This window comes from Sphingobacterium siyangense (genome assembly GCF_023277505.1).
Classification (GTDB): Bacteria; Bacteroidota; Bacteroidia; order Sphingobacteriales; family Sphingobacteriaceae; genus Sphingobacterium; species Sphingobacterium siyangense.
Window position 1 is genome coordinate 4028704 of sequence record NZ_CP080574.1, and the last position, 26418, is coordinate 4055121.

Consider the following 26418-nt stretch of genomic DNA (forward strand, 5'->3'; position numbering starts at 1 on the left):
GTTTTTAAATTATAGCTTGAATAAGTTCACCCTCCACATCTGTCAATCGGAATGGCCTTCCTTGAAAATCGTATGTAAATTTCTCATGATCAAAACCCAAAAGGTGGAGCATGGTCGCATGGACATCGTGTACAGAACTGCGCCCTTCTACCCCAGCGAACCCAATATCATCGGTTTGACCGTAACTTATACCATTACGAACTCCCCCGCCCGCCATCCAGATGGTATAGGCGTCGGTATGATGATCTCGTCCCAGGAATGGCATATCGCTGTTGTCCCTATTTTCTTGCATCGGTGTGCGTCCAAATTCCCCGCCCCACACAACTAGTGTTTCTTCCAGCAAACCACGTTGTTTGAGATCCATAATCAATGCGGTCATTGGTCGATCTATCTCCCGGCATTTATTTCTAAAGCCAAGATCAATCGAATCTGCGGGATTTGTACCGTGACTGTCCCAACCCCAATCAAATAACTGCACGAATCGTACCCCCTGTTCTACAAGTTTTCGAGCCAAAAGGCAATTATTGGCAAACGATTCTTTACCCGGCTCAGTTCCATACAATTCGTGAATATACGCAGGTTCATTATTGATGTCCATCACTTCAGGAACTGCAACCTGCATTTTATAAGCCATCTCATATTGTGCAATCCGCGACAAGGTTTCTGGGTCTTTAAAGGTATCGTATTCTGTTTTGTTGACATTATTTATGGCATCAATCAAATCACGCTTCATATCCCTTCCCATCCCTTCAGGATCGGCAATATACAATACGGGATCACCCTTTGAACGACATTGAACGCCTTGGTATACGGACGGTAAAAATCCACTTCCCCAGACACTTTTTCCTGCATCCGGTGTTTTACCTCCCGATGTTAACACAACAAATCCGGGTAAATTGCTATTTTCAGATCCCAGACCGTAAGTTACCCATGAACCAATGCTTGGCCGGCCGAGACGGGCACTTCCCGTATGCATAAACAATTGCGCTGGACCGTGATTGAACTGATCGGTATGCACGGCCTTCAGAAAACTCACTTCATCAACAACTTTACTAAAGTGAGGCAAATGATCTGATACCCAAGCCCCACTTGCTCCATATTGTTTAAAAGTAGCCTGTGGCCCTAACATTTTTGGAACCCCACGAATAAAGGCAAATTTCTTTCCTGCGAGCAAGGATTCCGGGCAAGGTTGATTATGTAATTTCTGCAATGCAGGCTTGTAATCAAATAACTCCAATTGCGACGGAGCGCCGGCCATATGCAGATAAATTACGCTTTTAGCCTTACCTGGGAAATGGGGAGGCTTGGGTACCAGCGGATTGAGTGCATTCAGATCCAACTTTTCTGCTGATTTTGACTGTCCCCATCCATTACAACTCGTCAACAAACTCCCTAAAGCAATACCTCCGATACCTGCCACACAGTCCTTTAAAAAATGTCTCCTTGTGACAGCCTGCAATTCAAATTGTTGCGCTTCTTTTATTAGCTTATTTAGATCTTTCATCTGACTATCATTACGTATGAACGGTCTGTGTCACTAAATTTTTAGTCCGCAGCTTTAGCTCATTTCGGTTTATATTCTTATTATTTCATAGGCCTTATCCTTCTTAACAAGAGACTTCGTTTTCATACGAAAAGCCCTTATCCAGAAGTTTCAGTCCATATTTATTATTTCATTATTTATGATTTCGTTAAAAACTCGTCCAGATTCAACACTGCATTGGCAACAAGCATGTAGGCAGCTTTTGAAGGCAGGACCTTTACATTGCTTTTTGCTAAATCTTCATTCAAAAATTTGGCTGCTGAATCAGGCTTTTTGCTGAAATCAATCAACGCTTTTTGATAAAGATGTTCCAGCTCTTTGAGTTTCTTTTCATCGGCATCCTTCAACATTGCACGTTTATAACCGACACGGATACTATTTCTAAGGTTTCCATTTCCCTCCTTTTCCATAATAGCCCCCAGATGTTTAGCTGCTTCGAGATAAACAGGATCGTTTAATGTGGCGAGCGCTTGTAGCGGTGTATTGGTACGGATTCGGTCGACCAAACAAACCTCCCGACTAGAAGCATCGAAAGAAACAAAGGAAGGATAAGGACTCGTACGCTTTAAAAACGTATAGATGCCCCTTCGGTATTGATCTTCTCCAGCACTTTTCACCCAGGCCTCACCGCTGTATACAGTCATCCATACCCCATCCGGTTGGTATGGCATTACACTTGGTCCATACATTTTATTGCTGAGCAATCCACTTACGGCTAAAGCCTGATCACGAATCTGTTCGGCAGATAACCTAAAGCGAGGTCCCCTTGCCAAATAATAATTCTGTGGATCCTTTTCAAAATTGGAATTGTTCAGGCTAGAGGACTGCTTATAAGTTCCGGATAATACCATCTCGCGGATCAATTTTTTAATACTCCACTTTTTGGTATTCATCAGATCTAGGGCAAGATAATCTAGTAATTCTCGATGAATCGGCGGAATACTCTGTGTGCCCATATCTCCCAATGGTTCAACTAGCCCCCGACCAAATAGTTGAGCCCATACGCGATTAACTAAAGTTCGCGCTGTCAATGGGTTTTCCTTACTGACAATCCACTGCGCAAAACCCAAACGATTGCGTTGAGCCCCCTTAGGGAAACTATTCAGTGACGCCGGAACCGTGGGCTGCACTTCCGCACCTAGGGACAAGCGGTTACCGCGTATAAATACATTTGTCTTACGATGCATGTCTTTGGGATTTTCAATCATGATTGGTACTCCCTCAGGTTGCATATTGACCAACTGGAGAAAAGTTTTTTGAAAATTCATATTATCCAGTGACTTTTCATGTGGAAAGTTCTCGCGAAATGCAAACCATTCAATCATGCAGATCGGCTGTCCATGAGCGACAGATGGATTCTTGAAAACCAGATATAAGTCATGTACACCACGAGTCGCACTTATGGGAGACTGAATAACCTGTCTTCCATTCGTACTCGGTAAATCAATAACGGCAAGTATTGGTCCGCTAGGTTTATCCAAGTGAATTTCCAATTTTCCTCCTACTGCACCTGTCCAGAAATTCATGAAGAATTGTTGTTTATTATTCAGGTTTATTGCCCTTAATCGAGCCGATCCTCCAGTTCGCACCCCCAACCATTTCGTATCATAAAGCGCACCATCTACTATTTGGTCGCTGTAATGCGCATGGACTTTGGGCTCAAGGGTGTGAAGGAATAGATCTGTTGATTTTACCAAGCTTGCATTTCCTGTCGTCGACAACCACCTCTTTATACTGTCAATTCGCTTTTCATCCTGTGTAGTATAAAAACGCAGTTTAGGATGATCACCTTGGGTATCTTCATCTCTGGTGTTGTTAAAAAAAGCTAACGATTTATAATATTCTTCAAATTTAAACGGATCATAAGTATGACTATGACATTGCACGCATTCGAAGGTCGTACTCAACCATACTTGATAAGTTGTATTTAAACGATCCAAAACCGCAGCCATCCGAAATTCCTCACTATCGGTCCCACCCTCATCATTATTCATGGTATTGCGATGGAAGGCGGTTGCGATAAGCTGATCCTTGGTTGGCTCCGGCAGCAAATCCCCGGCAAGCTGTACAATCGTAAATTCATCATAAGGCATGTCCTTGTTTAAGGCCTTGATGACCCAGTCCCGATAAGTCCATATCGTGCGCGAGCCATCCTTTTCGTAGCCCTTCGTATCGGCATATCGTGCCATATCCAACCACCAACTCGCCCACTTTTCGCCATATTTCTGAGAAGCCAACAGACTGTCTACCCGCCGGGTATAAGCATCATCACGCTGGTCTGCTTCAAAGGCTTGAATCTCCGCCAACGAGGGTGGGATACCAATTAGATCCAAATACACTCTTCGGAGCAACAATGCTTTATCGGCTTCATCTGCAAAGGACAATTTCTTCTCCTTCATCTTATCCAAAACAAAAAAATCTATCGTATTGTTCACCCCTTTGGGCTTTACACCAAATATACTGAGCAACGAAAAAGGTTTAGGGACCTCCGTTTCCTTAGGTGTTGTATAGGCCCAATGCTCTCCCCACTTAGCTCCTTCATCGATCCATCTTTTGAGTATATCAATTTCATCGTCATTCAGTTTAGGGGCATTGTAAGGCATACGCAATTCAGGATCATCGGAAATCAGTCTCTTTACCAGTTCACTGTGTTCGCCATCGCCACGAATAATTGCTGATTTGCCTGACTCGGCTTTGGCGAATGCCTCATTTTCAAAAAGAAAACTTAAACCACCATTTTTTTTAACCCCACCATGGCACGTGATACAATGTTTATTCAATATCGGTTTAACATCAGCGCTAAAATCAACTGGCTCTTTTTTTCCAAAAGTCAAAATGCTTGTACCAATAAGCACAAGCGCCAATAATATTAGCACCAAAATCTTTTTTTTCATAGCCTGGGGATATATCTATTCTGTATTATTTTAGGTTTATGCACTAAACGAAATGAATAATGATTATTTTCTTCGTTAAGTGGAGCCGAAACTATTCCATAAATGTGCTCGTTTCGAGTAGGATAAAATTAGAGAACAACACTGGATTATACTAAAACTAGATTAACAGAAACATAAACAATATTACCCCTTGCCCTTGCGAGATTTTCTGGACACTATAGACCCACCTGCTCAAAAGGTTGATTTAAGACAGCATAACGTACTTTCCTTGGTTAAACAGCAGACAATAAAACAACACTTTTGCGACATATTTATTCGAATCAAAAAGTATAACAATTTCGATACGAATTAACTTTTTTAGTTTTCTGCACTGCATACAACCACCGCTAAATTTGCTATTAAAATGATTTCAACAGGCTCAAGGGCATCGCATAGATAAAATAGTATGCAAAAAAGTAACAATAGTGTCAGTATCTCCCCTTCCAGAGTTTTAAATTTACAAGCTAACCCTTTCAATTATGAAATATCTTTATTTAATACTCTTCTGTTCGTTTACAGTGTTCTCTTTCGGTCAACCGACACCGGACAACAACCTCCATTTCGATCAGTTAGCTTCGCGGTGGGATGAAGCCATTCCGTTGGGAAATGGTCAATTGGGTGCACTGATTTGGAAAAAAGATAATACGATTCGATTTTCACTTGATCGCGCAGATCTATGGGATGAAAGAAAGGCCTTTGCAATAGAAAACCACAATTTCAATTGGGTCCAACAACAAATAAAAAACAACAGCTATGGCATTGTACAAGAGTGGGGAGACGCTCCTTACGATAGATCCCCCTATCCCACCAAGCTTCCAGCAGCGTCGCTGTTCTTTGACTTAGCGAAATTTGGCCCTGTCGTTTCGAACGTACTTGACCTGGAACAGGCCACCAATATTCTTAAATTCAAAGATGGTCGGATATTAAGAACCTTCATACACGCCTATAAACCCTTTGGCTATTTTGAAATTACAGGAAACAATGTGAGTGAACTTGTTCCTCAATTAATTCCCCATCAATATGAAAATAGCGCAAACAAAGATGAAAACAAAAGCGTTGTAGAAGGTCAAGATTTAGCAAGATTAGGATATAAGCAAGGAAATATAACCAGAACCAGCAATTACGAAGTGCTGCACCAAAAAACTTATGACAATCATTTTTTTGAAGTTGTATTGAGATGGGAAAAAATATCAGCTAAAAAACTGATTGGATATTGGACAATCGTCAACGATCAAAGGGCAAACCCTTCTGAACTTTCCCTCAAAAAATACACCGAAGAACAAGTAAGCCATTTGCATTGGTGGTCAAACTATTGGTCCAAATCAAGTATAACTATTCCTGAAAAAAATCTTGAAAAGCAATATTATCTTGATATGTACAAGCTCGGTGCTGTCGCAAGAGAAGGCGCTCCAGCAATTACGCTTCAGGCCGTCTGGACGGCAGATAATGGTGGCCTCCCCCCTTGGAAAGGAGACTTTCACAATGACCTTAACACCCAATTGAGCTATTGGCCAGCCTATTCGGGGAATAGATTAGCCGAAGCCAAAAGCTATACAGATTGGCTCTGGAAGATCCGCAAAAAAAATCGCGACTTTACGAAGCAATATTTCGGTGTCGATGGGCTGAATGTACCCGGTGTCCTTACTTTAAATGGAGACCCTATGGGTGGATGGATTCAGTATTCTCTTTCTCCTACGATTGGTGCTTGGGCGGCCCAACATTTTTATTGGCAATGGAAATATAGTATGGATAAAACCTTTCTAAGAGAACAAGCCTATCCCTATATCATTGAGTCTGCGACTTACCTTAAGAATATAACCACATTAAAAAATGGACTCCGTTACCTGCCTTTGAGTAGCAGTCCCGAATACAACGACAATAGTGTATCAGCGTGGTTTGACAACTGGACCAATTTCGACCTTAGCTTAGCGCATTTTCTATTCCAGGCTGCTACTGAGGTGAGCACAGCAATGGGAAAACCGCAAGAAGCGCAAGCTTGGTTAAAATGTAAGGCCCAACTACCTCATTATGCGACGGATAAAACCGGACTACAAGTTGCTGTAAATCTTCCAATGAAACATTCCCATCGGCATATGTCTCCCTATATGGCAATTTATCCATTGGATTTATTAGACATCAATAATCCGCAGGAAAAAAAGCTCATCGAAAGTTCCCTAGATCATATTGAAAAACTGGGTACCCGTGCGTGGGTAGGTTATTCCTTTGCATGGATGGCTTGTTTACACGCGCGAGCTAAACAAGGAAAGGAAGCCGTTAGCAATCTTCAAAAATTTGCACAGAACTTTTGTTCCACCAATTCCTTTCATCTGAATGGCGACCAGAAAGGTGGGCAATATTCAGACTTTACGTATCGACCATTTACGTTGGAAGGCAACTTTGCATTTGCGCAAGGAATACACGAATTGCTCATTCAGAGCAAGAATAACTATGTAGAAATCTTTCCAGCCTTACCTGCTGAATGGGCAACAGCATCTTTCAAAAATTTAAGAACGATGGGCGGATTTATCGTAAGCGCTGAGAAAAAAGGAGATAAAATCGTTATGCTGAAAATAACTGCGACCGAAGATGGTACCTTTCGAATTTTTGAACCCAAGACGCTCATGCATGTCAGTACGAAAAAGACCTTACAGAAAGATAACACCATACAATATGTGAAACTAAAAAAGGGGCAAACAGTAAACTTATGTAGTCTATAAAGGCGGTCCCTATGTAAGTTGGAGGCAACTATAAAAAAAGCGTTTCAACCAAGTGTTGAAACGCTTTTTTTAATACTGTTCTGCAATTTATGCGAGTTCAATCAAAAATTCCTCTTTCGGAAGTCTAAATTTTTTCAGCTTCAGCAACCAATCTTGTTCTTCCATCCGATAGCCTAAAGGAAGCATAACTGCACTCTTCAATCCCAGTTTATCTAAACCAAGCAGTTCATCCAATTCGGCATTTGAAAAACCCTCCATAGGGGTTGCATCAACGCCTAATTCAGCTGCCTGAGCGATTGCCAAACCAAAAGCAATATAGGCTTGTTTAGCCGCATGGGCTGCTTGTTGCTCAACGGATAGGCTTGATAACTGTGCTTTCAATCTATTTTTATACTCGTCAGTGGTGTCTAAAGGTAAACCTCTCAAGGCATTCATCTTGTCGAAGGTACTATCAATACGTTCGTCCGTATAGCTATCCCATCCTGCGAAAACCAATAAATGTGAGCTATCAGCAACAATTTGTTGGCCCCAAGCCACAGGTACAATTTTTTCTTTTAATTCCTGATTCGTAATCACAATCACACGGAACTGTTGAAGTCCAGACGAGCTCGGAGCCATACGTGCTGCCTCCAAAATCTTATCCACATCTTCCTGAGCGACCTTTCTTGTAGGGTCGTATTTTTTTGTGGCATAACGCCATGCTAGGGTATCTAATAAAGCCATTTTATTCTAATTTAAATGATCAATAGCAACATCATAAAGTTATGTAAAGATACATAAAAAAATAAATGTCTAAACATCAAAACAAAAGACTAAAACAATAAAAACTAGGACAAAAACACAATGCTTTTCGGCATTTGTTACTAGACTTTTAATGCCCAAACACAGTATATTTACTTGTAATCGCAAGCAAATGCCTATTTTATTCAAATTTATTAAGACCTTTGTACTGGTTTATATCCGATCAAAACAAAATGACCTTTAATCATTGTTCCCGGTAGTTATAAATAACAAAATAAAAAACAGAGCTCACCTGCTCCACAATAAAAACATCAGCGATGTCTATAACGAATGAAACAGAACTAACAGGCATACAAAAAGCGAGCGATGCCGTTGCCATCACCTTAAAAGCTATGATAGCACATGCTCAAGTGGGTATGTCCACGAAAGAGCTTGACGAATATGGAGCCGAAATATTAAAAAGCATGGGTGCAAATTCTGCTCCTGCTCTTACCTATGGTTTCCCGGGCTACACCTGTATCAGTATAAACAACGAGTTTTGCCACGGAATACCTACCGCGGAAAGGCTATTGCAAGAAGGTGATTTGATCAATATCGATGTATCTGCCGAACTGGATGGATATTGGGCCGATAATGGTTGTTCCTTTGTTATAGGAAAGGACATATTTCAACACGAAAAATTGGTAAAAGCATCAAAAGAAATTCTTCAAAAGGCAATCAATACTATTCGTGGTGGTGTGAAAATAGCCGATATTGGGCATCTCATAGAAACTGAAGCGAAAAAAAGAGGTTATAAAGTCATCAAGAACCTTGGCGGACATGGTGTAGGAAAAAGTCTTCACGAGGAACCCGATGAATTGCTTAACTATAAAAATCGCTTCGACCAACGAAGATTTCGAAAAAATACCGTTGTTGCTATTGAAACCTTTATTTCAACGACCTCCACATACGCGACCGAACTCAACGACGGCTGGACAATGGTTGGGGACAAAGGTGGATTCATGGCTCAACATGAACATACAATTCTCATTACCGATGGCGCTCCTGTTATATTAACAGCACAGAATGCAATTTACTAAGCAGGAATAAGAAGGCACCTATAGGTCTTTTCGAACAAGTTATTGAAAGCTATCGAAAAGACCTATTTTCTTTGCAACAAGACTTCAAGCTTGCGGTGGCGTACATAGTCCCTTCATCTCAGAACTAGAGGTTGTTATAAAAATTAAGGGGCCTCTCATAACGAGAAAACCCCCAAATAATATATTTTTATGGCTAAATAATTTTTGTCAATACCAAAGACTAATCTTACTGGATAAATGGCTACGGCAGTAAATGTAGCGTATTCTTCCCAACAAAAAAGTGATGAAAATCACTTTTACCAAAAATTTTATTTCCATTTTCAAAATTCAGCTTCTCTCATAACATCCCCCCCAACTCATCTATGCTCTGTTAACTGTTTTGATAACTATTTTGAGAGACACCAAACATTGGAAAGACTTTTACTATCCAAACATGTGTCATCCATCCTTTACTTCTTGCTTAGTTGTCTTAATAAACATTGGGATTGCTCATCTATTTTATGAATTAAGTTTACACAAAATTAAGGTGGACATGGCGGCGATGAACTACCAATAAATCACCAAATACTACCATTTTGATAAGAGCGACAAGATGGGATCAAGTGGGATTTATATAAATGTTTTACATAATTTCGATCAAAAAATCACCAACAAAAGCTAACTTCGCTGCATATACACATCACAGAGAGGTAATAATTGCAATAATAGATAGCATGGCATTGAAAGAATTACAACACAGCAAAATATATGGCGCAGATAACGGTGGCACTCCATTAATTGTTCTGCATGGGCTTTTTGGTATGGCAGACAACTGGGGATCCTTTGGTCGTAGTTTCGGAGAGAAAAGACAGGTACATTTACTCGATCTTCGTAATCACGGACGAAGTTTCCATAGTGAAGATATGTCGGTGGAAGTTATGGTAGAAGATCTGCTGGCCTATATAACATCCATTGGAGCAGATAAAGTACTCCTATTGGGCCATTCTTTGGGCGGAAAAGTAGCGATGCAATTTGCTATTGATCATCCCGAAAAAATTGAAAAACTGATCATCGCTGATATAGCCCCTAAAGCTTATCCTCCACATCATGAGGATATCTTCGATGCGCTATCTGCTGTCGATATCACAACACTGGAAAATAGGAAAGATGTACAAATAAAGATTGAACACTATTTGAGTGATCCGGGAGTGATCCAATTTTTATTAAAAAATGTATATATCAGAGAAGATCGGAAATTAGATTGGCGCTTTAATCTGGATGTTTTAAAAAATAAATATACGGAGTTCATCACTGTCGGGGTCAAATCAGGAATATTCAACGGTCCCACATTATTTCTACCTGGAGAGAAATCAAGATATATATTACCTGAGGATAAAATTAAGATCAGGGAACAATTTCCAAATGCCGTGTTTAAGACGATTCCCAATGCCGGTCACTGGGTTCAAGCCGAAAATCCACAGGCATTTGACGCATTTGTTGCCGAGTTTTTAGATCAATAAAAATTAGCTACATCGAATGTCCACTCCTATCTATTGGTTCTTACCACCTTTAGTTAGGAGTAGACATTCAATACTATTATTTCAACGCCTTTGCGTAGGTCTTTATCGCGCGATCACGGGCAAACTGATGGTCAACAATAGGCTCACAATAGTCTGAAGTGTCTAATTCAGGAACCCATTGTTTTATATATTCCTGATTTTTATCGAACTTCTCAGCCTGAAGCGTCGGATTAAAAACCCTAAAGTACGGGGCTGCGTCACAACCACTACCGGCGGCCCACTGCCAGTTACCATTGTTGGCCGAGAGATCATAATCATTTAGCTTTTGTGCAAAGTAGGCCTCTCCCCATCTCCAGTCGATCAAAAGGTGCTTACAGAGAAAACTGGCTGCGACCATTCGTACGCGATTGTGCATATAACCCGAACTATTCAATTGGCGCATACCCGCATCTACCAAAGGATATCCAGTGTCTCCGTTGCACCATTGCTGGAATTCTACCTCGTCATTGCGCCATTGTATGGCATCGTATTGCTTTCTAAAAGATTCCGTAACAACATGCGGATAATGGTAGAGGATCTGCATAAAAAATTCACGCCAGATCAATTCAGACAACCAGGTCGCATTGTGTTTTAAAGCAAAAGTAACACATCGACGAACACTGATTGTTCCAAAGCGAAGTGCAATCCCCAATTTGGTTGTACCCATTAATGCCGGATAATCGCGGGTGGTATCATAATGGTCAATAATCGTCGCATTCAGCTCTGGTTCTTCAAAAATAAGGTCAGTTTCCAGAAACCCCAAGTCCGCCAAAGAAATAATCTGCTGATGGTTTTGCTGAAAGAAAAATCCCGTTGTGCAGGTATAGGAAAGATGGTCCTCAGGACGTAATTTCTCCCGCCATTTTTTTGCATACGGCGTATAAACCGTATAGGGTGTTCCATCGTTCTTTAAAATATCTCCTTTATCGAAAATAACCTGATCTTTCACAGCTTTGAAAGGAATTCCCATAGCTGTACAAAGCTCGAAAATCTCTTTGTCCCGACGAATTGCTTTCGGTTCATAATCCCGATTACAATAGATTCCCTGCACATCAAATTTTTCAATCAGCTCCCTGAAGATAGTAATAGGTTTACCGTAGAACGTATTCAAAGTTGCACCGCTTTCTCCGAGTATGGTATTGATACGGATTAAAGCCTGATGGATGTAATGAAGACGTCGATCTTTTTTATCCTCCAATTGCATTAGAATATCCTCGTCAAATATGAATATAGGTAATACAGGATAGCCCGAAGCTAAGGCGCGAGTAAGCCCAGCATTATCATTCAGACGTAGATCCCGACGAAACCAAAACACAATAATTTTATCTTTTTCCATAAAAACGACTAATAGTTGAATTCACTACCCCATGTTAACAATTTTAAAGGGCAAAAGGTTAGCTCGATAATCTAGGTGTAAAATACCTATATAAACAAACTGAACCATCAAAGGTACTCGAAATTCCCCTTGATGGTTCACCATTGAATAATTTTATTGCGTTAGTTTTTCAAACTCGCCATGTCAATAACAAACCTGTATTTAACATCGCTTTTCAATAGTCTATCATAAGCATGATTGATATCCTGCATTTTAATCAGCTCTATATCAGAGATAATATTGTGTTTACCACAAAAATCAAGCATCTCCTGTGTTTCGGCTATCCCACCGATCATAGAACCTGAAAAACTCTTACGTGTTGGAATCAGACTAAAAGGAGCCACAGGAAGTGGATGTTCCGGAGCGCCAACAAGAGTCAAGGAACCATCTCGTTTCAATAAACTTAAATAGGCATTGATGTCATGTTGTGCAGAAACACAGTCCAAAATGAAATGTAATGTTCCTGCATGTTCCTTCATTTGTTCTGCATCAGTTGACAAGATCACCTCATCGGCACCTAAACGTTTGGCGTCATCAACTTTAGAAGCAGACGTTGTAATAACAACGACCTGCGCTCCCATTGCTTTTGCGATTTTGACTCCCATGTGTCCCAAGCCACCGATACCTACTATACCAACTTTTTTTCCTGGTCCCACATTCCAATGCCTCAAAGGTGAATAAGTGGTAATTCCAGCACATAATAGAGGTGCTGTCGCTGCGAGATCCAAATTTTCAGGAATGTGGAGCACAAAATCCTGATCTACTACAACACGTTCAGAATAACCACCAAATGTCTGTTTATTAAGGTGCTTATCGTGTCCGTTGTATGTTTGGATATTTCCATTTTCACAATACTGTTCCAGTCCTTCCTTACAACTTTCACATTCGCGACAACTATCGACCATACAGCCTACACCGGCCAAATCGCCAACTTTAAACTTGGTTACAGCGGATCCAACTTTAGTAATTCGACCCACAATTTCATGACCGGGTACATTCGGATAAACGGTTCCGCCCCATTCATTTCGCGCTGTATGTAAATCCGAATGGCAAACTCCACAAAATAAGATATCAATCTCGACATCTTTATCCTTCACTTCACGGCGTTCAATATCCATCTGTTTTAGATCAGCCGTTGGTGCGCTTGTTCCAAAAGCTCTAATTGAAAATGTACTCATACTTGATAAAATTGTTGTTTTCTGTTTTAAATAAATGCATAAAATTCCCATGATACAACACAGATTCCATCCGCACGATAAAATTAACCAATGGATGTGAAAAATGTTTTGAAGGAACGATATCAAAAGTAAAAAGTAACTTTCAGAATGATTTTGCTATAAAGCTCAAATTGATATTTCTTTACGGCTCATCGCATCATGCCTGAACATCTCTAATAGGCTAGCTTTGTAAAGCGGACAGACTAATCAGTATCCTCGACTTGCACAAATTGCATTGCCAAGCCCTGTTTCTGGCATATATTCAGAATAGAAAATTCCAGTCGGGTACTAATCCGCAGAACAAGCAAAAATTGCTGGTCATCCAACAATAAATCAATATTTTTTATCTCCGGGAAACTCTGATAGAGAAAATGATAAATCTCGCTAGCTTTCCACTTCAGCTTACGAGATAAAGAATAAACAACTTTATACATATTTAGATTATTTCAAAATTTTAACGGCAATTTGTTGTAATTGGTGGTTCAAAAAACGCATCTGTTTCAGTTCCTCAAAATCTCGGGCTAGTCGAACCTTTTTATTTTCATTTTCCAGCGCAAGAGCTAGGCTATCCAAGCGCTCCACATCGTTGTGTATTAATAAATAACAATCAATATCTGGATCCAACAACCCCATCATTTCAGGGCGGATTGTTTCCTCTGTCTCCACCATAACCAAAACGCATCTTTCTGATGCAAAGCTATCCACCGACTTTCCTACTTTCGCATTTAACACCATAGTTGTAATCCTGTTTATTGTCTGTATAAAAAGAATCGACCAATCAAAATAGACATATTTTGTATTTTTGTCGAAACAAGCTTCAAAAAAAAGAACAATAAATCTACATCCTTACTGTTCAAAATAATTACTTCGCGCTACCCTCCGAATTGCTAGCGTAGTCCCTTAACACATATACTTGTCAACCAGGAAAGCCTAGCTTCAAAATCTGGAAAACGATCAAAAAGTAAAACTTCCTGCTCAAAACAACGTGATGTTGTCACTAACATTTCGGATAAAAACAGGATATCCTTTTCCTCTAAGGCCTGAATTTCTTTTTTCCCAACGGCTAATTCAATCATTTCACGAATCAACTTAATCTCGTCGTCCAGCATATAACGTGTTTTCGAAACCATCAAGGCTGGATCGGATTTCATATCTTCGAATGCGAGATGAAAACGTTTGGTAATTAAATTAATCTGACGTAGTTTTGCTTGTAAAAAACCGACTAAATTATCTTCCAGTGAAGCGTCCCTGTTATAAGTTCTACGCGCGACCTCAAACACTTGCTGACATAGATACTCCGCAATTGCATCAAAGACATCCATTTTACTGGTAAAATAGTAATATAACGTGCTCCGACCCTTTCCACAAGCTTTTGAAATATCCTGCATAGAAACCCTTGCAAATCCATATGTTTCAAACACTTTCATGGATGATAAGATAATTTCCTCTTTAATATTTTCCTGTTGACCTGTCATTACTCGACAAATCTACAAAAAATGTCGAAAAATCAATTCACCCAGCCAACTTTTTTTCGCCACTCATTGTAGGTGTCATTCTCCTGATCCAGTAATTGAATTCGCTCCACATGTTCAATTTTATTCATTTCTATAGGATTAAGGGGTAAAAGGTTCATTCGGCTCCTCAAGCTGTTTATTGCACTTTTATCTTCAACGGGATAAATACTGCCACCGCTGCTTAACTGTGTCCCATAACGTTGCGGCTTACTTTTGAAAACCTGAATTCGATCGTGCAAATAAGCCAGATTTGCGAGATTGATGTCCATAATATTATCAAGAAGCAACTGATAACAATCTTGCATAAATTGAGGTTCTCCTATCGCATGCTGAACAATCAGCCAAGCTGAATTGCTAGCCGCTTCGCCGACTTTTGAAATAGTTGGATAACCTATTTCGGCAATGATTTCACGTAGTCTTTCTGCATTCCGTTGGTGAATTGTTTCCATCTCCGCATGATATCGACCATGAAGCTCTCCCCTCTGTAATAACTTTTCCCGCATTGATTCGTCGTCCTGCGCTAATCGGATAATCTCTTCCGCAATATTTCTATATAACATCTCAATTTTCTAAAATCTTTACTACGTATTTTACTTCTCTAAATCCTTTCCGCCTGGGTCGGTAACCCATTATATTCATAAGCTATTAATCTCAACTACTTCTTTCGACGGGAATAGACTACGCTTTATGTATAATCTTAGTCAGGTGACTTACATCGGTCAGCCCAAATTCAGCAGCAATTTCCTTTAAGGTAACTCTTCCTACTGCTATTCGTTGACGTATTAATGTACTGCGGTAGTTTTGAATATAGTCCCGTAAGGTAATCCCTGCCTGACGTTTAAAATAAATACCGAGATAATCGTTGGCAATATTAAAGTGCTCCGCCATCATTTGTATCCGCAGACAGTTGGGATCGTAAATATTTTTATGAATATAGCAAAACATAGCCTGCAGATCGCGACTTTTGGTACTACTACGACGCAATTCAGGCATATTTCGCTGCAGAACATGTGCAATGCTGAATAATTGCAACCAAATAAGTTCCTGATTTCCGATTTGATCTTTCTTAAATAAAAGGAGTATATCAAAGATCTGTTCTATCACCATCTTATCTTCCCCCGCTAATTGAAACCCCATCTGATGGGTTTCTCTACTTTTTATGATATATTCCAGCTGTTGTATTGCGGGCGTAGCACCCGAAGTGTCACGACCAAGGTAGGCGTCGGTAAATTTAAGATAAACAAAATGTGTGAGTTGTTCGATTTCAAAATAATGCTGATCATCTGGCCCAAGTAGAAAGATCGTTCCAGCCTCGTATGGAAATGAATGTCCATTAACGATATGTCGTCCGACACCCTCCCGAATAAAAATAAACTCGTAATGATTGTGATTGTGTTCGGGATGGTTCCATTCGAGCATCTTAAATCCTGAAATAAGCACCGGTTCAAACTGACGATAACGTTTCATTTCAGAAATATACATAATTATGTTGGATTTTTACATTAAACCCCACCAGGCTTCCAACTAACTTTGGCCTTATAAATAATAGATAAAGATGAAGACTAGAAAAAACACCGCTTTAGTTGTGGGCGCTAATGGCGTCATAGGCAACAATCTCATAGACTACCTTGAAAAGACGGAAGAATGGGAAATTATAGGTTTATCACGACGAACAAATGCCGATCGGAATAAGGTTCGTTTTATTGCCGTAGATTTATTAGATATAGCCGATTGTATCAAAAAACTAGGCAACTTGGATTCAGTCACTCATATTTACTATGTTGCATATCAGGATAGGCCGACCTGGGCTGAGCTGGTAGAGCCCAATATGAGAATGCTAAGCAATGTTTTGACTGTGGTGGAACCAATAGCAGGTAATCTTCAACACATCAGCTTAATGCAGGGGTATAAAGTATACGGTGCTCACCTGGGCCCTTTCAAGACGCCGGCCAAAGAATCAGATGCCGGACATATGCCACCTGAATTCAATACCAGCCAACAGCAATACCTCGAACAACTGCAACAAGGTAAGAAATGGACTTGGTCGGCGATCCGTCCGTCCGTTGTTGGTGGAACGGCTCCCAATAATCCGATGAATCTAGCGTTGCTCATTGCTGTATATGCTTCTATCTCAAAAGAACTCGGTATTCCGCTTCGGTTTCCAGGAAAAATTGGCGCTTTTCAGACATTGATGGAAATGACCGATTCAACACTATTAGCCAAAGCAACGGTATGGGCATCGACCAATCCACAAGCGGCCAATCAAGCCTTCAACATTAACAATGGCGATCTCTTCCGCTGGAAGGAACTATGGCCCAAATTAGCAGCCTATTTTGATATGAAAAGTGCTGACCCGATCCCGCTATCGCTCGAAACAATGATGGCAGATAAGGAGCCTGTATGGCAAAAATTAAAAGAAGAGCATGCATTAAGCTATAACTATGCGCAGGTTTCAGCTTGGCCTTTTGGCGACTTTGTCTTTTCTTGGGATTATGATTTTTTTGCCGACGGCACAAAGGCAAGGCGGCTCGGTTTCCATGAATTTATCGATACTGAACAAATGTTTTATCAGCTCTTTGACGAAATGCGTGAAAAAAGAATAATTCCATAATAGCAAAGATTAAATTTTACCGTCTATTTTTGTAACTTACCTAGCTCAAGCACAACCTTTACTTCATTACAAATTCATCCGGTATCATTTTATCGATTCATAGTCAGAAGGATAGCGGATATTTTGATAAAACAAGCAATATGAATACAAAAAAAGCCTTTGTAGTAGGATCAGGAAAACTTGCAAACGCAATACTGGAAGCCGATTATTCCATTCCCAATGTAGAAGTTTCACCTTGGCAACCATCCATTACAACGACATCTCCATCTATTGTTATACATGCCGGATCTGGCCGGGAGTTACAAGATTGTCTTGATTTTTGTGCACGTACGGGTTCGGTATTAATTGAACTGTCGACGGGGCTAGAGACCGAAAAGCTTGAGACTGCTTTTCCACTTGTTATTTGCCCGAATACCTCCATACTTTTGCTAAAAACGCTCCATATGCTTCAACAATTTGGTCATAATTTCAAAGACTATGAAATATCTATTACAGAGTCTCATCAGGCCTCCAAGAATACTGAACCAGGTACAGCTTATCATATCGCCAACTCTTTACAGGTCGCTCATGAGCGTGTTGTCTCCATTCGCGATGCGAAAACGCAAGCTTATAAAATAAATATTCCCGTTGCCTACTTAGAAAAGCATGCCTACCATCAGATTGTGATCAAAGATAAAAATGATGAAATTAAAATTGAGACCAAGGTCCTCGGACATGATTCTTATTCAAATGGTGTCAAAAAAATCCTTGAAGCATGTGTCAAGAATAAATTAGCTAACAGAAGGCATACGGTGTTGGATTTGGTCGCTATGGGGCTACTTTAGTTAAAACTTTCAATTTAGATAGTAGGTTTCTATAAGAGGAGTAAAAGAGAATCCATTTGGTTTTCTTCGAAGCCACAACAATTTATAAAATGGGATTTGGGGCCAATTTTTTCATTGTTTTTATTTTTCTACCACTGCTGGTAATTCTAATGTTATGCGGAATTTTCACAGAAAGACGCTTCTTTGGTTACGCAATTTTATCTCTCATCGGTGGCGCAATTCTACTTTTTTCTTTGTCTCAACTTTTTCAATGGATCGCTAGCCCAAAAATCTTAAAAAAATAAGATTATTATGGGACTTCTTGCGTCAGATCCAACGGTGTACCGAAGTCCTTTAGGCTTCTATTTGGTATTTTATTCGTCGAAATATAACAACGTTTTTTTTGAAAAAGACTGACATTCAAGCGTTATTTAACATGTCACGATATTTTCTCTGTGTACAGGTCACTGTCCTACGTAATATGCATAAAAAAACACCATAAATTGGTGTTTTTTTATTTTATAATAAATATAGGATTAGTTTGCCGACTGCTATTTCCCTTTTGATCTTAGAAATCGTTTTGACAAATATCGCCGCACGGGGATATCATATAACTTCAAACAGCCGTATGCAAGCACAATACTTCCGATCACAACAGCTGCTGCTCCCGGCAGAGATTCTTCAAAACTCAGATTTTCATTCTTGACCCAAGCATAGTATAGATAAATAAAGGGATAATGTACCATATATAAAGGATAGGATATATCGCCTAAAAACTTGCAAAGCCAACTTGTAATACCGCTTTCTCCCTTGCCAGATGCTCCTAAAACAACAAGCAAAGGGAAAACAACAACACAACATAATGTATCGTACAGACCATTCATCCATAAATGCTCGGCCCCACCAATGCGCGGCATAGCCAAAAGAGGTACTAAGATCAAACTACAAATCCAAAATGCCCCCTTGATCTTTAAAGATTTAAATATCCTCGATAGAAATAGACCCGCTGTAAAAGAAAATAAAAGTCGAAGTGAACCTGCCGTAAATTCTGTTCCTGTGAGTGAAAAACCGGCACAGATATCTCCCAAGGGTCCCAATATCGCAAATGCAGCCAAACCTATTCCGAATAAAATAACGAGTCCGGCTAATGCTTTGGTCGAAAATCTTCGAATGACCAATGCATACAGGATATTACCGATGTATTCAAAAAACAACGACCAGCTTGGTCCATTTAATGGAAACATCTCCCCAAGCCCTCTCACCTCATGTCCCGGAATCGCAGGAATTAACAAAGCATTCAATAGGGTTGCGATTGCCAGCGAAGAAAATGTCACTTTTGTCACATCCCAAACAGAACAACCCTGAAAATAGAACATAACCGCTCCAATGATCGCTCCCATAACAACCATCGGATGTAAACGTATTATTCTTCGTTTGATAAATTCTTTTGTTGTCATCGTCTTCCAGCGATCATCATAAGCATAGCCCACAACAAACCCTGAAAGCATAAAGAAAAAGTCGACCGCCAAATAACCATGATTAATTCGCTGATCTAAATGGCTCGTTGCAAAGGCTTCAAAAATATGAAAGCAAACCACTGTAATAGCTGCGACACCACGTAACCCATCAAGTACAGCATAATGTGGTTTGGTATCTGCATAAGCGGAAGTCGGTATTTGAGTATCTGACATAAAAATAAAACGATTTGATTGATTTTTTTACAAGGAAGTAAATATAAACAAATTCGCTTATGCAGGTTTGTAACAAGTTTGACGGTTACCCATTATCTACATCTGTCATTTGATAATGGGAATATAATCCGGTAAGTAAACCTGCTCTTTTTGCATATTTTGGATGTAAATTTTAGAATAAATTTCCAAACGGATATCGGTGATGTCTGTAGTCGTCGGCTTGTCGTCTTCATCTTCTCCAAACGAAAAAATCTGTTCTTCCCTTCTATTTTTTTTATGTAGAAAATAGTAAAAGTCTTTATTTTCCCAACCTTTTATACCACTTCCCGCATCATCTTGAAGCGTCAATTTTGTAAACGAGTTCTGTAGATAGTTGTAAATATTTTGAAAATCATCTTTATTTTTTGAAGTCTTCAGTGCATATAGATAAACCAATTCACCATTTTTATCCTCTGCCATAGTCAAGGCTGGAAAAGAAACTCCGTTTAATACAGCTAAAGTATCCTTTTCTTCATTGTAAGAAACAGTTGTATAACGGTAACCGAAATCTTTAACTGGCTTTAATTTCCGTGTTCCCCAAGCTGCGGTAGACTCGATATAAAATAACGTTGGCAGACTCCCTTCTGAATTAAAAATAGCAAGCGTATCCTTTTTAAATATGGCGGTTTCAAAGACTTCTTTCAACTCTTTCTTATCCATACTTTTAACGTCCGCATGCAGCAACTCTTCACTCCTTTTTATTTTGGGGCCATAAAATTTGGATGCATTAAAGGTCCTATCCAATTTTTCAAGTATCACCCGATCCGGATTTTGCGATTGACAGGAATACAGCATACCAGATAAAAGGATCAGACAGCATACACTATAATATAGAAAATGAAACGGCTTCATCGGAATTGTCATTCAAATTATTTTTTGGGTTATGATCTTTACTTTGCCGTAAAGATCTTCAAACTAAAATAAATTTGTATTCATTTGCAAATGAAATTGTGCGGGATTAACACCTTTTGACTTTTTAGAAGTGCAGCGCAATCCAAAAGTACATCGTCGTACCTCGTTCGCTTTGGATCCACGTTGAGTCCACCTTAATAAAGGGCTGTCACTCCAAGAGAATGTCGGATTCATCTCGGATTCACAGGGACTGTGATACGGCTCTGTCCCAATGCAGGTAGCTATCGGGCTAGAACAGAGGCTCACGGGCTGTCAAAGAAGAAATTATGTAAATTGGGCTTCTAAGTTACGAGTCAGACTATAAAACCTATTTTTGCATATAAAAATCAATTTATCTATGTTTGAAATATACAAATTGTGTTAATTTAAATAGATAAAGAACAAGCAAGCGTATATTATGTTTAAAAAGGTATTTTCTTTAGTTTTCTGCTGTTTATCTACAGCCATTTTTTTCAAAGCATCTGCACAAGATTTCAAGCTTTCCTCTTTACCAAGTCAGTATCAAAAACCGGTCAAAAATGGACTAAAAGCTGCCGGCACGAATCGTAATGAATTGGAAAAAGTACTAGAGAAACTGCCCAAAGAAATGCGTGAAGGCGCGGCTTTTCTCATAGCTTATATGCCTAAGAATGATTTAACGACGATTAAGAGTGATCATCTTATCCATAATATTGAAAAGGCTTACCAGGCAAAATCAACATTTTCCTGGGCTAAGGAAATTCCAGATTCTATTTTTCTAAATGAGGTATTGCCCTATCGTGTATTTTCTGAAGATCTAGACGACTGGCGTGGTGATTTCTACGATCGTTTCTCAAAATATGTAACAAATAGCAAAACGATGAAAGATGCCATTGTAGCCATAAATAAGAATATCAGAGATGAAGTAAAAGTCGATTACAACACCCAACGAAAAAAAGCAGATCAAAATCCATCTGAATCGATAAGCCAAGGGATGGCATCTTGTACCGGATTATCCATTTTACTGATCGATGCATTGCGATCAGTAGGTATACCGGCCCGGATTGCAGGTACACCAAACTGGCATGACAATCGTGGTAACCACAGTTGGGTCGAGGTATGGATGAATGGTAAATGGTATTTTACTGAATATTATCCGGACAAAGACCTAAATTACAGCTGGTTTTTGGCCGACGCAGGGAAAGCCGATCCGAATAGCAAGGAACATTCCATTTATGCGGCTTCCTACAAACCGGCAGCTACCTCATTCCCAGCATGGAGCGAAACAGAAGTATATGCAGATAATGTTTCCCAGCGCTATATTGATCTATTCAATCAGCAATATAGCCAACAATTGAACGACAAATCTTACACCCGTCTAAACGTAACCATGTATCTCAGTAACGATCAATGTCAACCGGAAGGCAGAACAAAATGCAATGTAGATATCTTTCAAGGAAATGATCAAATTGGCGGTGGTTCGACCGCAACTAAACTGCAGGATGCGAATGATTATTTAACATTTATCGTGAAAAAAAATCAGTCTTATACCTTGAGGTACAGCAATAAAAATGGGCCCACCGAAAAGAAAGTAACTGTAAAAGATGAGCCTTTAAATGTGATATTATACTTCAATTAATATAGATTATTATTTCGTACGTTATCATCCCCAACCAAAGTTCCAGCAACCTGAAAACCAATTAGCATTTAAATTATGAAAAATATTTTTGACAAAACAGTGAGTGATGAAGTGATAGCACGGATTCAAAATCTTAATCCAGACAGCAGTGCCCAATGGGGTAAAATGACTGTCGATCAAATGTTAGCCCACTGCAACGTGACCTATGAATTAATCTATGAAGACAAGCATCCTAAGCCTACTGGATTAAAGAAACTACTACTAAAATGGTTTGTAAAGAATCTGGTGGTCAATGAAAAACCTTATAAGAGAAATAACCCTACTGCTACAGAGTTTCTGGTAACATCCAGACGTGATTTCGAGATCGAGCAACGTAGGTTAATCGATTACATTAGAAAAACGCTGGAATTGGGCGAAAATTATTTTGATGGGAAGGAGTCCCATTCTTTCGGCAAGCTGAAAAGCTGGGAGTGGAACAACATGTTTTATAAACACCTGGATCATCATTTGACACAATTTGCCGTCTAATTAATCTCAGTTGCCAACTGGATCGCCAGGCGCAGAAGTGCCCTGACGATCCAATTAAGGTTATCGCCACCAATGATAATAGTTATGCATGCCGTCGTATTCAAATCCACACCTCGGATAAAGACTATTACCGATAACATTTGTTTTCTCGGTCTCAAGCATCAGACCACAAGCTCCAGTCTCTTCACACCAGACTTTACTACGATCTATAAGCCGAACCGAAAGACCTTTACTCCGGTGATCAGGATGCACAAATAGATCACTCAACAACCACTGTCGCTGCAATTTAGTATAATGAAACAATTTATAAAGCTGAACAAAACCAACAGCTTGTTCGCCCTGAATTGCCAAAAAGATTTCTGACTCTCCGTACAAAAATCGGTCCCTCAAAAATTCTTTGGCTTTTTCCAAATCCGATTCCTGTCTGTAGAAAATCCGATAAAGATTGAATAACGCCGCTGCTTGGTCAAGATCCTCAAGACTTGCCTTTCTAATGTTATAATTCATTTCATTAAATAGTTTGATTTATAGTGCAAATGTATCGCAACTCTTTCGTATCGACCTCATCCAGATAGCAGATGTACAGTGGTCCAATCTTCCGTAACATGGATTTCGACGCGACCAATAAACAAGTTCATAATAATTTCAAAAACAGACTTCATGCCTTTATAACAATAGTTATCGAATTATAAATGCTTCTGAACGAATTGTAAGTCTTCTGTACGGTCAATTTATAAGGTCCCTATATTTAGATATGAAAAGGAGAAAATTAGCAGCCACAGACAGTGAAACCTTTATTAATTATTACCTACCCAATTGGCGATCCATTATCATCGGTAGTATCTTGATTTTAATAGGGATATCTACATGTTTCATCGGTTATCATCCGAATGATTCATTTAAAGAGAATTTCAGTGCCATGGTACTTGACTTTAAAGATGTATTTCGCTTTTTAGTCTCATTATTTATGTTGTTGCTCCACTTATCTTTTATTATCGGCGGCTGCCTTCTTCTAAAGAGCAGTAGGAAGATCATCCGAGCCCGAACAGATAAAAAAGGATTGTATTTTAAACGGATTAAAAAGAAGACCGGGAGTATGTGGGCTTTAGCAGATTTGGATGCGCTGGTATTCGTGCCCTACATTCAAATCGTTAATATCCGTATTATTGAAAGCAATTGGTTGGGTCCTAGACTTGAGCTTGAGACTTTTCAAGGTAAAGAAATCCTTACCATGTTGAACGTATTAAGCCGAAAACAAAAAGAGCAAATTTGCCAAACCGTGAAAGAATATGGTATTTAATGGAGATGTGGTCTGCTCTCCCCTGTTTAAACAAGTAAAAGTTTACTAAAATCAGAAAAAACTGATTCTAGTAAACTTTTACTTTGAACGATTTGCGGGTATAATTTATAATCAATCGTTGGGCAACAACTGATCGACATATTCTCTGATCTCTTGGGGTAACATAAGATAAACCGAGGTTTTCAGATTTGCTTTACTTGGTTCCCCATCGATGAAAATATTCTTAAATCCATCATTGAGCCATTTCCCCTCATCCTCTAGATATCCACGATATTTGCTGTCTAAATTTTCAATAATACTATTGTTGTTTCCCATGTTTTCCGTCATTTATTCTATGTAATCTGCATCTAAAATATTCGACAGGGGAACATCAACATTGGTGCCACACCTCCTTAAAATTTTAAAATTCATCTGTCGGAAGGCATATTTTAAGTTTTCTTAACATTTACCTATTCTACCAACACAAAACTACTACACATTAATTATCAACACATTACAACCAAACAAAAAAATAACTTAATTTGCTTTAATTGATATTATTCGCGATTTTTAATGGTGAATACCGTACTTTTGTATTTTAATGTTTATAACCCTATTATTTATGATATTAATAGCAGTCTTACTTCCTTGGTTATCGTTTTTCTTACGCGGTAAGATTCTAAGTGGCATTCTCTGTTTGATCCTACAGATGACCATACTGGGTTGGATACCCGCAGCCATTTGGGCGGTTGCATCTCGTGTTGACGGAAAAAACGAACAGCGCATACGTAAGATGGAACGTAATATGCGTAATTATCGATAAACCTTTGGCGCGAACTTAATCGATTGAACAGGTATCAATTGGGTGCCAAAAAATGCTGTATTTGTCCTAGTGTAAAATCGATCAGTTGGTCATTTACATCGCCATTAAAATCAGCCATCATATAGTTCCCATGATTAGCCGGTAAAATAAGCAGTCGGGCATGAGGAATCTGCTGTTGCATGGCAGCTAGATGTGTCGTTTTTACAACATCTTGGTCTCCCCCTATCAAAAATACCGGGCAGGTCAAAAGGCTTAAGGATTCCATTTCGAAGTCTTTAAAGTTTATCATGCGCTGGCTATCTTTTTCATACATATTTCGAAATTTCTCTGGATCTGGGTTCAGCTTCATAAAATTTTCTTTGAGAAAAGGCGGTATATCGTTAATTGTTGAAGCTTCCATACTTTCAAAAAAACCATCTAAAAGCCCCTCTCTTTTGGTATTTCCCGATGCAGCAATCAGCTTTTCCACCTTGTCCGGATACATCGTCGCAAATTTCAAAAGTGTTGTCGCTCCATTGCTAAAACCGAAAAATGAAGCTTTTTCGATAGAAAAGAAGTCAAGAACAGCCGAAATATCTTTCGCATCCTGCTCGAAGGTTTCGGGAGTGGTTCTGTGTTCGGATCTTCCATGATTTTGCAGGTCTATCACAATCAACTGGTACTGGTCATGCAATCTTTTTACTGTCTCTTCAAAATCAGCGTAGCCAGAGGAACCTCCGCCATGAATCAATACTAAAGGCTTTCCTGTGCCGAATATTTCGTAGTAAAGTTTTATTCCATTTGCAGGTGCATAACCGCTTTTCGATTCTATTTCACGCATAATTTATCCTATAAAGTCTATATTTCTGTCAGTAGCAACACGCTTTTACAGCGATTTGTTTTCTATAAATTTTTTAAAACTCAGCAAGACCCCATCTGTAAAAGACTGTTGTAGGGCCAAAGGTGTAAATGTATCAGGTTCGAAAGTTTCCCGGATAATTGTATTGTTATCAATCGCCTGAAATTCAACAACACAGGTTCTCCCTCCACTGATACTTCCAATGTATTCCATCCAAATAATCTCATCGTAAACGCCTACATAATCAAATCCCTCACGGCTATTTTTTTGCTCCATTCTAAAATTAAACATCCCGCCTTCCCTAAAGTCAATATGAACAGCAGGACAGTGCCAATCGTCAAATGGAATATTCCATTGCATAATTGCATCAGCATCATTCCAGTATTTCCAAACATCGGCTAGTGGCTTTTCAACTAAAATAACCGAAACCAAATTTTTGACAGGACGATCTTTACGTTTCATACGATGTTTTTAAATGATAAGAATACTTTTGTCTATCTACACTGGCTTAAAATCATTCCGTTCAATATATTGAGATAAATGATTGCATCGAGCGGCATCACAATATTAATAAACTATACAGAAATTCGACTTGTCCTATGACAATATTGACTTACGCTACACACATTTTTCTGCTATA

The 26418-nt window shown here is 39.3% G+C and carries 24 protein-coding genes; 9 read left to right on the forward strand and 15 right to left on the reverse strand.

The window, feature by feature from the left end:
• Positions 1–4 precede the first annotated feature (4 nt).
• Both K2F45_RS16880 and K2F45_RS16885 read right to left on the reverse strand, forming a co-directional pair.
• Entirely contained in the window at positions 5–1504 is a 1500-nt protein-coding gene (locus tag K2F45_RS16880) for a DUF1501 domain-containing protein (RefSeq protein ID WP_075993193.1), read from the reverse strand.
• A gap of 176 nt (positions 1505–1680) precedes the next feature.
• On the reverse strand, positions 1681–4437 hold the full coding sequence (locus K2F45_RS16885; protein WP_075993194.1) for a DUF1553 domain-containing protein: 2757 nt from the start codon (positions 4435–4437) through the stop codon (positions 1681–1683).
• A 518-nt stretch (positions 4438–4955) separates the two neighbouring features.
• On the opposite strand from K2F45_RS16885, the gene K2F45_RS16890 reads away from it, so the two are divergent.
• Positions 4956–7193 (forward strand): glycosyl hydrolase family 95 catalytic domain-containing protein, encoded by a 2238-nt coding sequence (locus tag K2F45_RS16890; RefSeq protein ID WP_075993195.1) that lies wholly within the window; start codon positions 4956–4958, stop codon positions 7191–7193.
• An 87-nt stretch (positions 7194–7280) separates the two neighbouring features.
• On the opposite strand, the gene K2F45_RS16895 is transcribed toward K2F45_RS16890, so the two are convergent.
• The gene (locus K2F45_RS16895; protein WP_075993196.1) at positions 7281–7916 is read right to left on the reverse strand and encodes a nitroreductase family protein; all 636 of its coding nucleotides are present in this window, start codon (positions 7914–7916) and stop codon (positions 7281–7283) included.
• 335 nt (positions 7917–8251) lie between these two features.
• Between K2F45_RS16895 and map the strand changes: the two genes are divergently transcribed.
• Together map and K2F45_RS16905 are read left to right on the forward strand one after the other, a co-directional pair.
• Entirely contained in the window at positions 8252–9013 is a 762-nt protein-coding gene (gene map, locus K2F45_RS16900; RefSeq protein WP_075993197.1) for a type I methionyl aminopeptidase, read from the forward strand.
• Positions 9014–9726: 713 nt separating this feature from the next.
• Positions 9727–10512, forward strand: a complete 786-nt coding sequence (locus K2F45_RS16905) for an alpha/beta fold hydrolase (protein WP_075994860.1) — start codon at positions 9727–9729, stop codon at positions 10510–10512.
• A 76-nt stretch (positions 10513–10588) separates the two neighbouring features.
• Here the strand turns inward: K2F45_RS16905 and K2F45_RS16910 are convergent, their stop codons facing one another.
• The 6 genes from K2F45_RS16910 to K2F45_RS16935 all read right to left on the reverse strand — a co-directional run bounded on the left by K2F45_RS16910 (position 10589) and on the right by K2F45_RS16935 (position 16139).
• Positions 10589–11887: a cryptochrome/photolyase family protein gene (locus tag K2F45_RS16910; protein WP_075993198.1), complete on the reverse strand. Its 1299-nt coding sequence runs from the start codon at positions 11885–11887 to the stop codon at positions 10589–10591.
• A 161-nt stretch (positions 11888–12048) separates the two neighbouring features.
• Positions 12049–13104 carry an NAD(P)-dependent alcohol dehydrogenase gene (locus K2F45_RS16915; RefSeq protein WP_075994861.1) on the reverse strand — a complete coding sequence of 352 codons (1056 nt, stop codon included), beginning with the start codon at positions 13102–13104 and terminating at the stop codon, positions 12049–12051.
• A 480-nt stretch (positions 13105–13584) separates the two neighbouring features.
• Complete coding sequence (locus tag K2F45_RS16920; protein WP_157626134.1) at positions 13585–13848, reverse strand: hypothetical protein; 264 nt, start codon at positions 13846–13848, stop codon at positions 13585–13587.
• Between the two features lie 182 nt (positions 13849–14030).
• Positions 14031–14618 (reverse strand): TetR/AcrR family transcriptional regulator, encoded by a 588-nt coding sequence (locus K2F45_RS16925; RefSeq protein ID WP_248931927.1) that lies wholly within the window; start codon positions 14616–14618, stop codon positions 14031–14033.
• 32 nt (positions 14619–14650) lie between these two features.
• The gene (locus tag K2F45_RS16930; RefSeq protein WP_248931928.1) at positions 14651–15217 is read right to left on the reverse strand and encodes a DUF6624 domain-containing protein; all 567 of its coding nucleotides are present in this window, start codon (positions 15215–15217) and stop codon (positions 14651–14653) included.
• Positions 15218–15335: 118 nt separating this feature from the next.
• A complete protein-coding gene (locus K2F45_RS16935; protein WP_075993202.1) occupies positions 15336–16139 on the reverse strand; it encodes an AraC family transcriptional regulator in 804 nt (267 codons plus the stop codon).
• Positions 16140–16212: 73 nt separating this feature from the next.
• Between K2F45_RS16935 and K2F45_RS16940 the strand changes: the two genes are divergently transcribed.
• Both K2F45_RS16940 and K2F45_RS16945 read left to right on the forward strand, forming a co-directional pair.
• Positions 16213–17268, forward strand: coding sequence for an SDR family oxidoreductase (locus K2F45_RS16940; RefSeq protein ID WP_075993203.1), 1056 nt, complete (start codon positions 16213–16215; stop codon positions 17266–17268).
• Positions 17269–17408: 140 nt separating this feature from the next.
• Complete coding sequence (locus tag K2F45_RS16945; protein WP_075993204.1) at positions 17409–18092, forward strand: dihydrodipicolinate reductase C-terminal domain-containing protein; 684 nt, start codon at positions 17409–17411, stop codon at positions 18090–18092.
• Positions 18093–18622: 530 nt separating this feature from the next.
• On the opposite strand, the gene K2F45_RS16950 is transcribed toward K2F45_RS16945, so the two are convergent.
• Both K2F45_RS16950 and K2F45_RS16955 read right to left on the reverse strand, forming a co-directional pair.
• Complete coding sequence (locus tag K2F45_RS16950) at positions 18623–19762, reverse strand: acyltransferase family protein (protein WP_075993206.1); 1140 nt, start codon at positions 19760–19762, stop codon at positions 18623–18625.
• A gap of 105 nt (positions 19763–19867) precedes the next feature.
• Positions 19868–20560 carry a hypothetical protein gene (locus K2F45_RS16955; RefSeq protein WP_248931929.1) on the reverse strand — a complete coding sequence of 231 codons (693 nt, stop codon included), beginning with the start codon at positions 20558–20560 and terminating at the stop codon, positions 19868–19870.
• A 550-nt stretch (positions 20561–21110) separates the two neighbouring features.
• Between K2F45_RS16955 and K2F45_RS16960 the strand changes: the two genes are divergently transcribed.
• Together K2F45_RS16960 and K2F45_RS16965 are read left to right on the forward strand one after the other, a co-directional pair.
• Entirely contained in the window at positions 21111–22310 is a 1200-nt protein-coding gene (locus tag K2F45_RS16960) for a transglutaminase-like domain-containing protein (RefSeq protein WP_248931930.1), read from the forward strand.
• A gap of 75 nt (positions 22311–22385) precedes the next feature.
• Entirely contained in the window at positions 22386–22838 is a 453-nt protein-coding gene (locus tag K2F45_RS16965) for a DUF1569 domain-containing protein (RefSeq protein ID WP_075993208.1), read from the forward strand.
• A gap of 60 nt (positions 22839–22898) precedes the next feature.
• Here the strand turns inward: K2F45_RS16965 and K2F45_RS16970 are convergent, their stop codons facing one another.
• Complete coding sequence (locus tag K2F45_RS16970; RefSeq protein WP_075993209.1) at positions 22899–23345, reverse strand: GNAT family N-acetyltransferase; 447 nt, start codon at positions 23343–23345, stop codon at positions 22899–22901.
• A 247-nt stretch (positions 23346–23592) separates the two neighbouring features.
• Between K2F45_RS16970 and K2F45_RS16975 the strand changes: the two genes are divergently transcribed.
• A complete protein-coding gene (locus K2F45_RS16975; protein WP_075993210.1) occupies positions 23593–24138 on the forward strand; it encodes a hypothetical protein in 546 nt (181 codons plus the stop codon).
• A 111-nt stretch (positions 24139–24249) separates the two neighbouring features.
• Here the strand turns inward: K2F45_RS16975 and K2F45_RS16980 are convergent, their stop codons facing one another.
• Positions 24250–24453 carry a hypothetical protein gene (locus tag K2F45_RS16980; protein WP_145327083.1) on the reverse strand — a complete coding sequence of 68 codons (204 nt, stop codon included), beginning with the start codon at positions 24451–24453 and terminating at the stop codon, positions 24250–24252.
• 286 nt (positions 24454–24739) lie between these two features.
• Between K2F45_RS16980 and K2F45_RS16985 the strand changes: the two genes are divergently transcribed.
• Positions 24740–24940 carry a YqaE/Pmp3 family membrane protein gene (locus tag K2F45_RS16985; RefSeq protein ID WP_075994862.1) on the forward strand — a complete coding sequence of 67 codons (201 nt, stop codon included), beginning with the start codon at positions 24740–24742 and terminating at the stop codon, positions 24938–24940.
• A gap of 34 nt (positions 24941–24974) precedes the next feature.
• Here the strand turns inward: K2F45_RS16985 and K2F45_RS16990 are convergent, their stop codons facing one another.
• The gene (locus K2F45_RS16990) at positions 24975–25760 is read right to left on the reverse strand and encodes an alpha/beta fold hydrolase (RefSeq protein WP_075993212.1); all 786 of its coding nucleotides are present in this window, start codon (positions 25758–25760) and stop codon (positions 24975–24977) included.
• A gap of 45 nt (positions 25761–25805) precedes the next feature.
• Positions 25806–26240: an SRPBCC domain-containing protein gene (locus tag K2F45_RS16995; RefSeq protein WP_083663671.1), complete on the reverse strand. Its 435-nt coding sequence runs from the start codon at positions 26238–26240 to the stop codon at positions 25806–25808.
• Positions 26241–26418 lie beyond the last annotated feature (178 nt).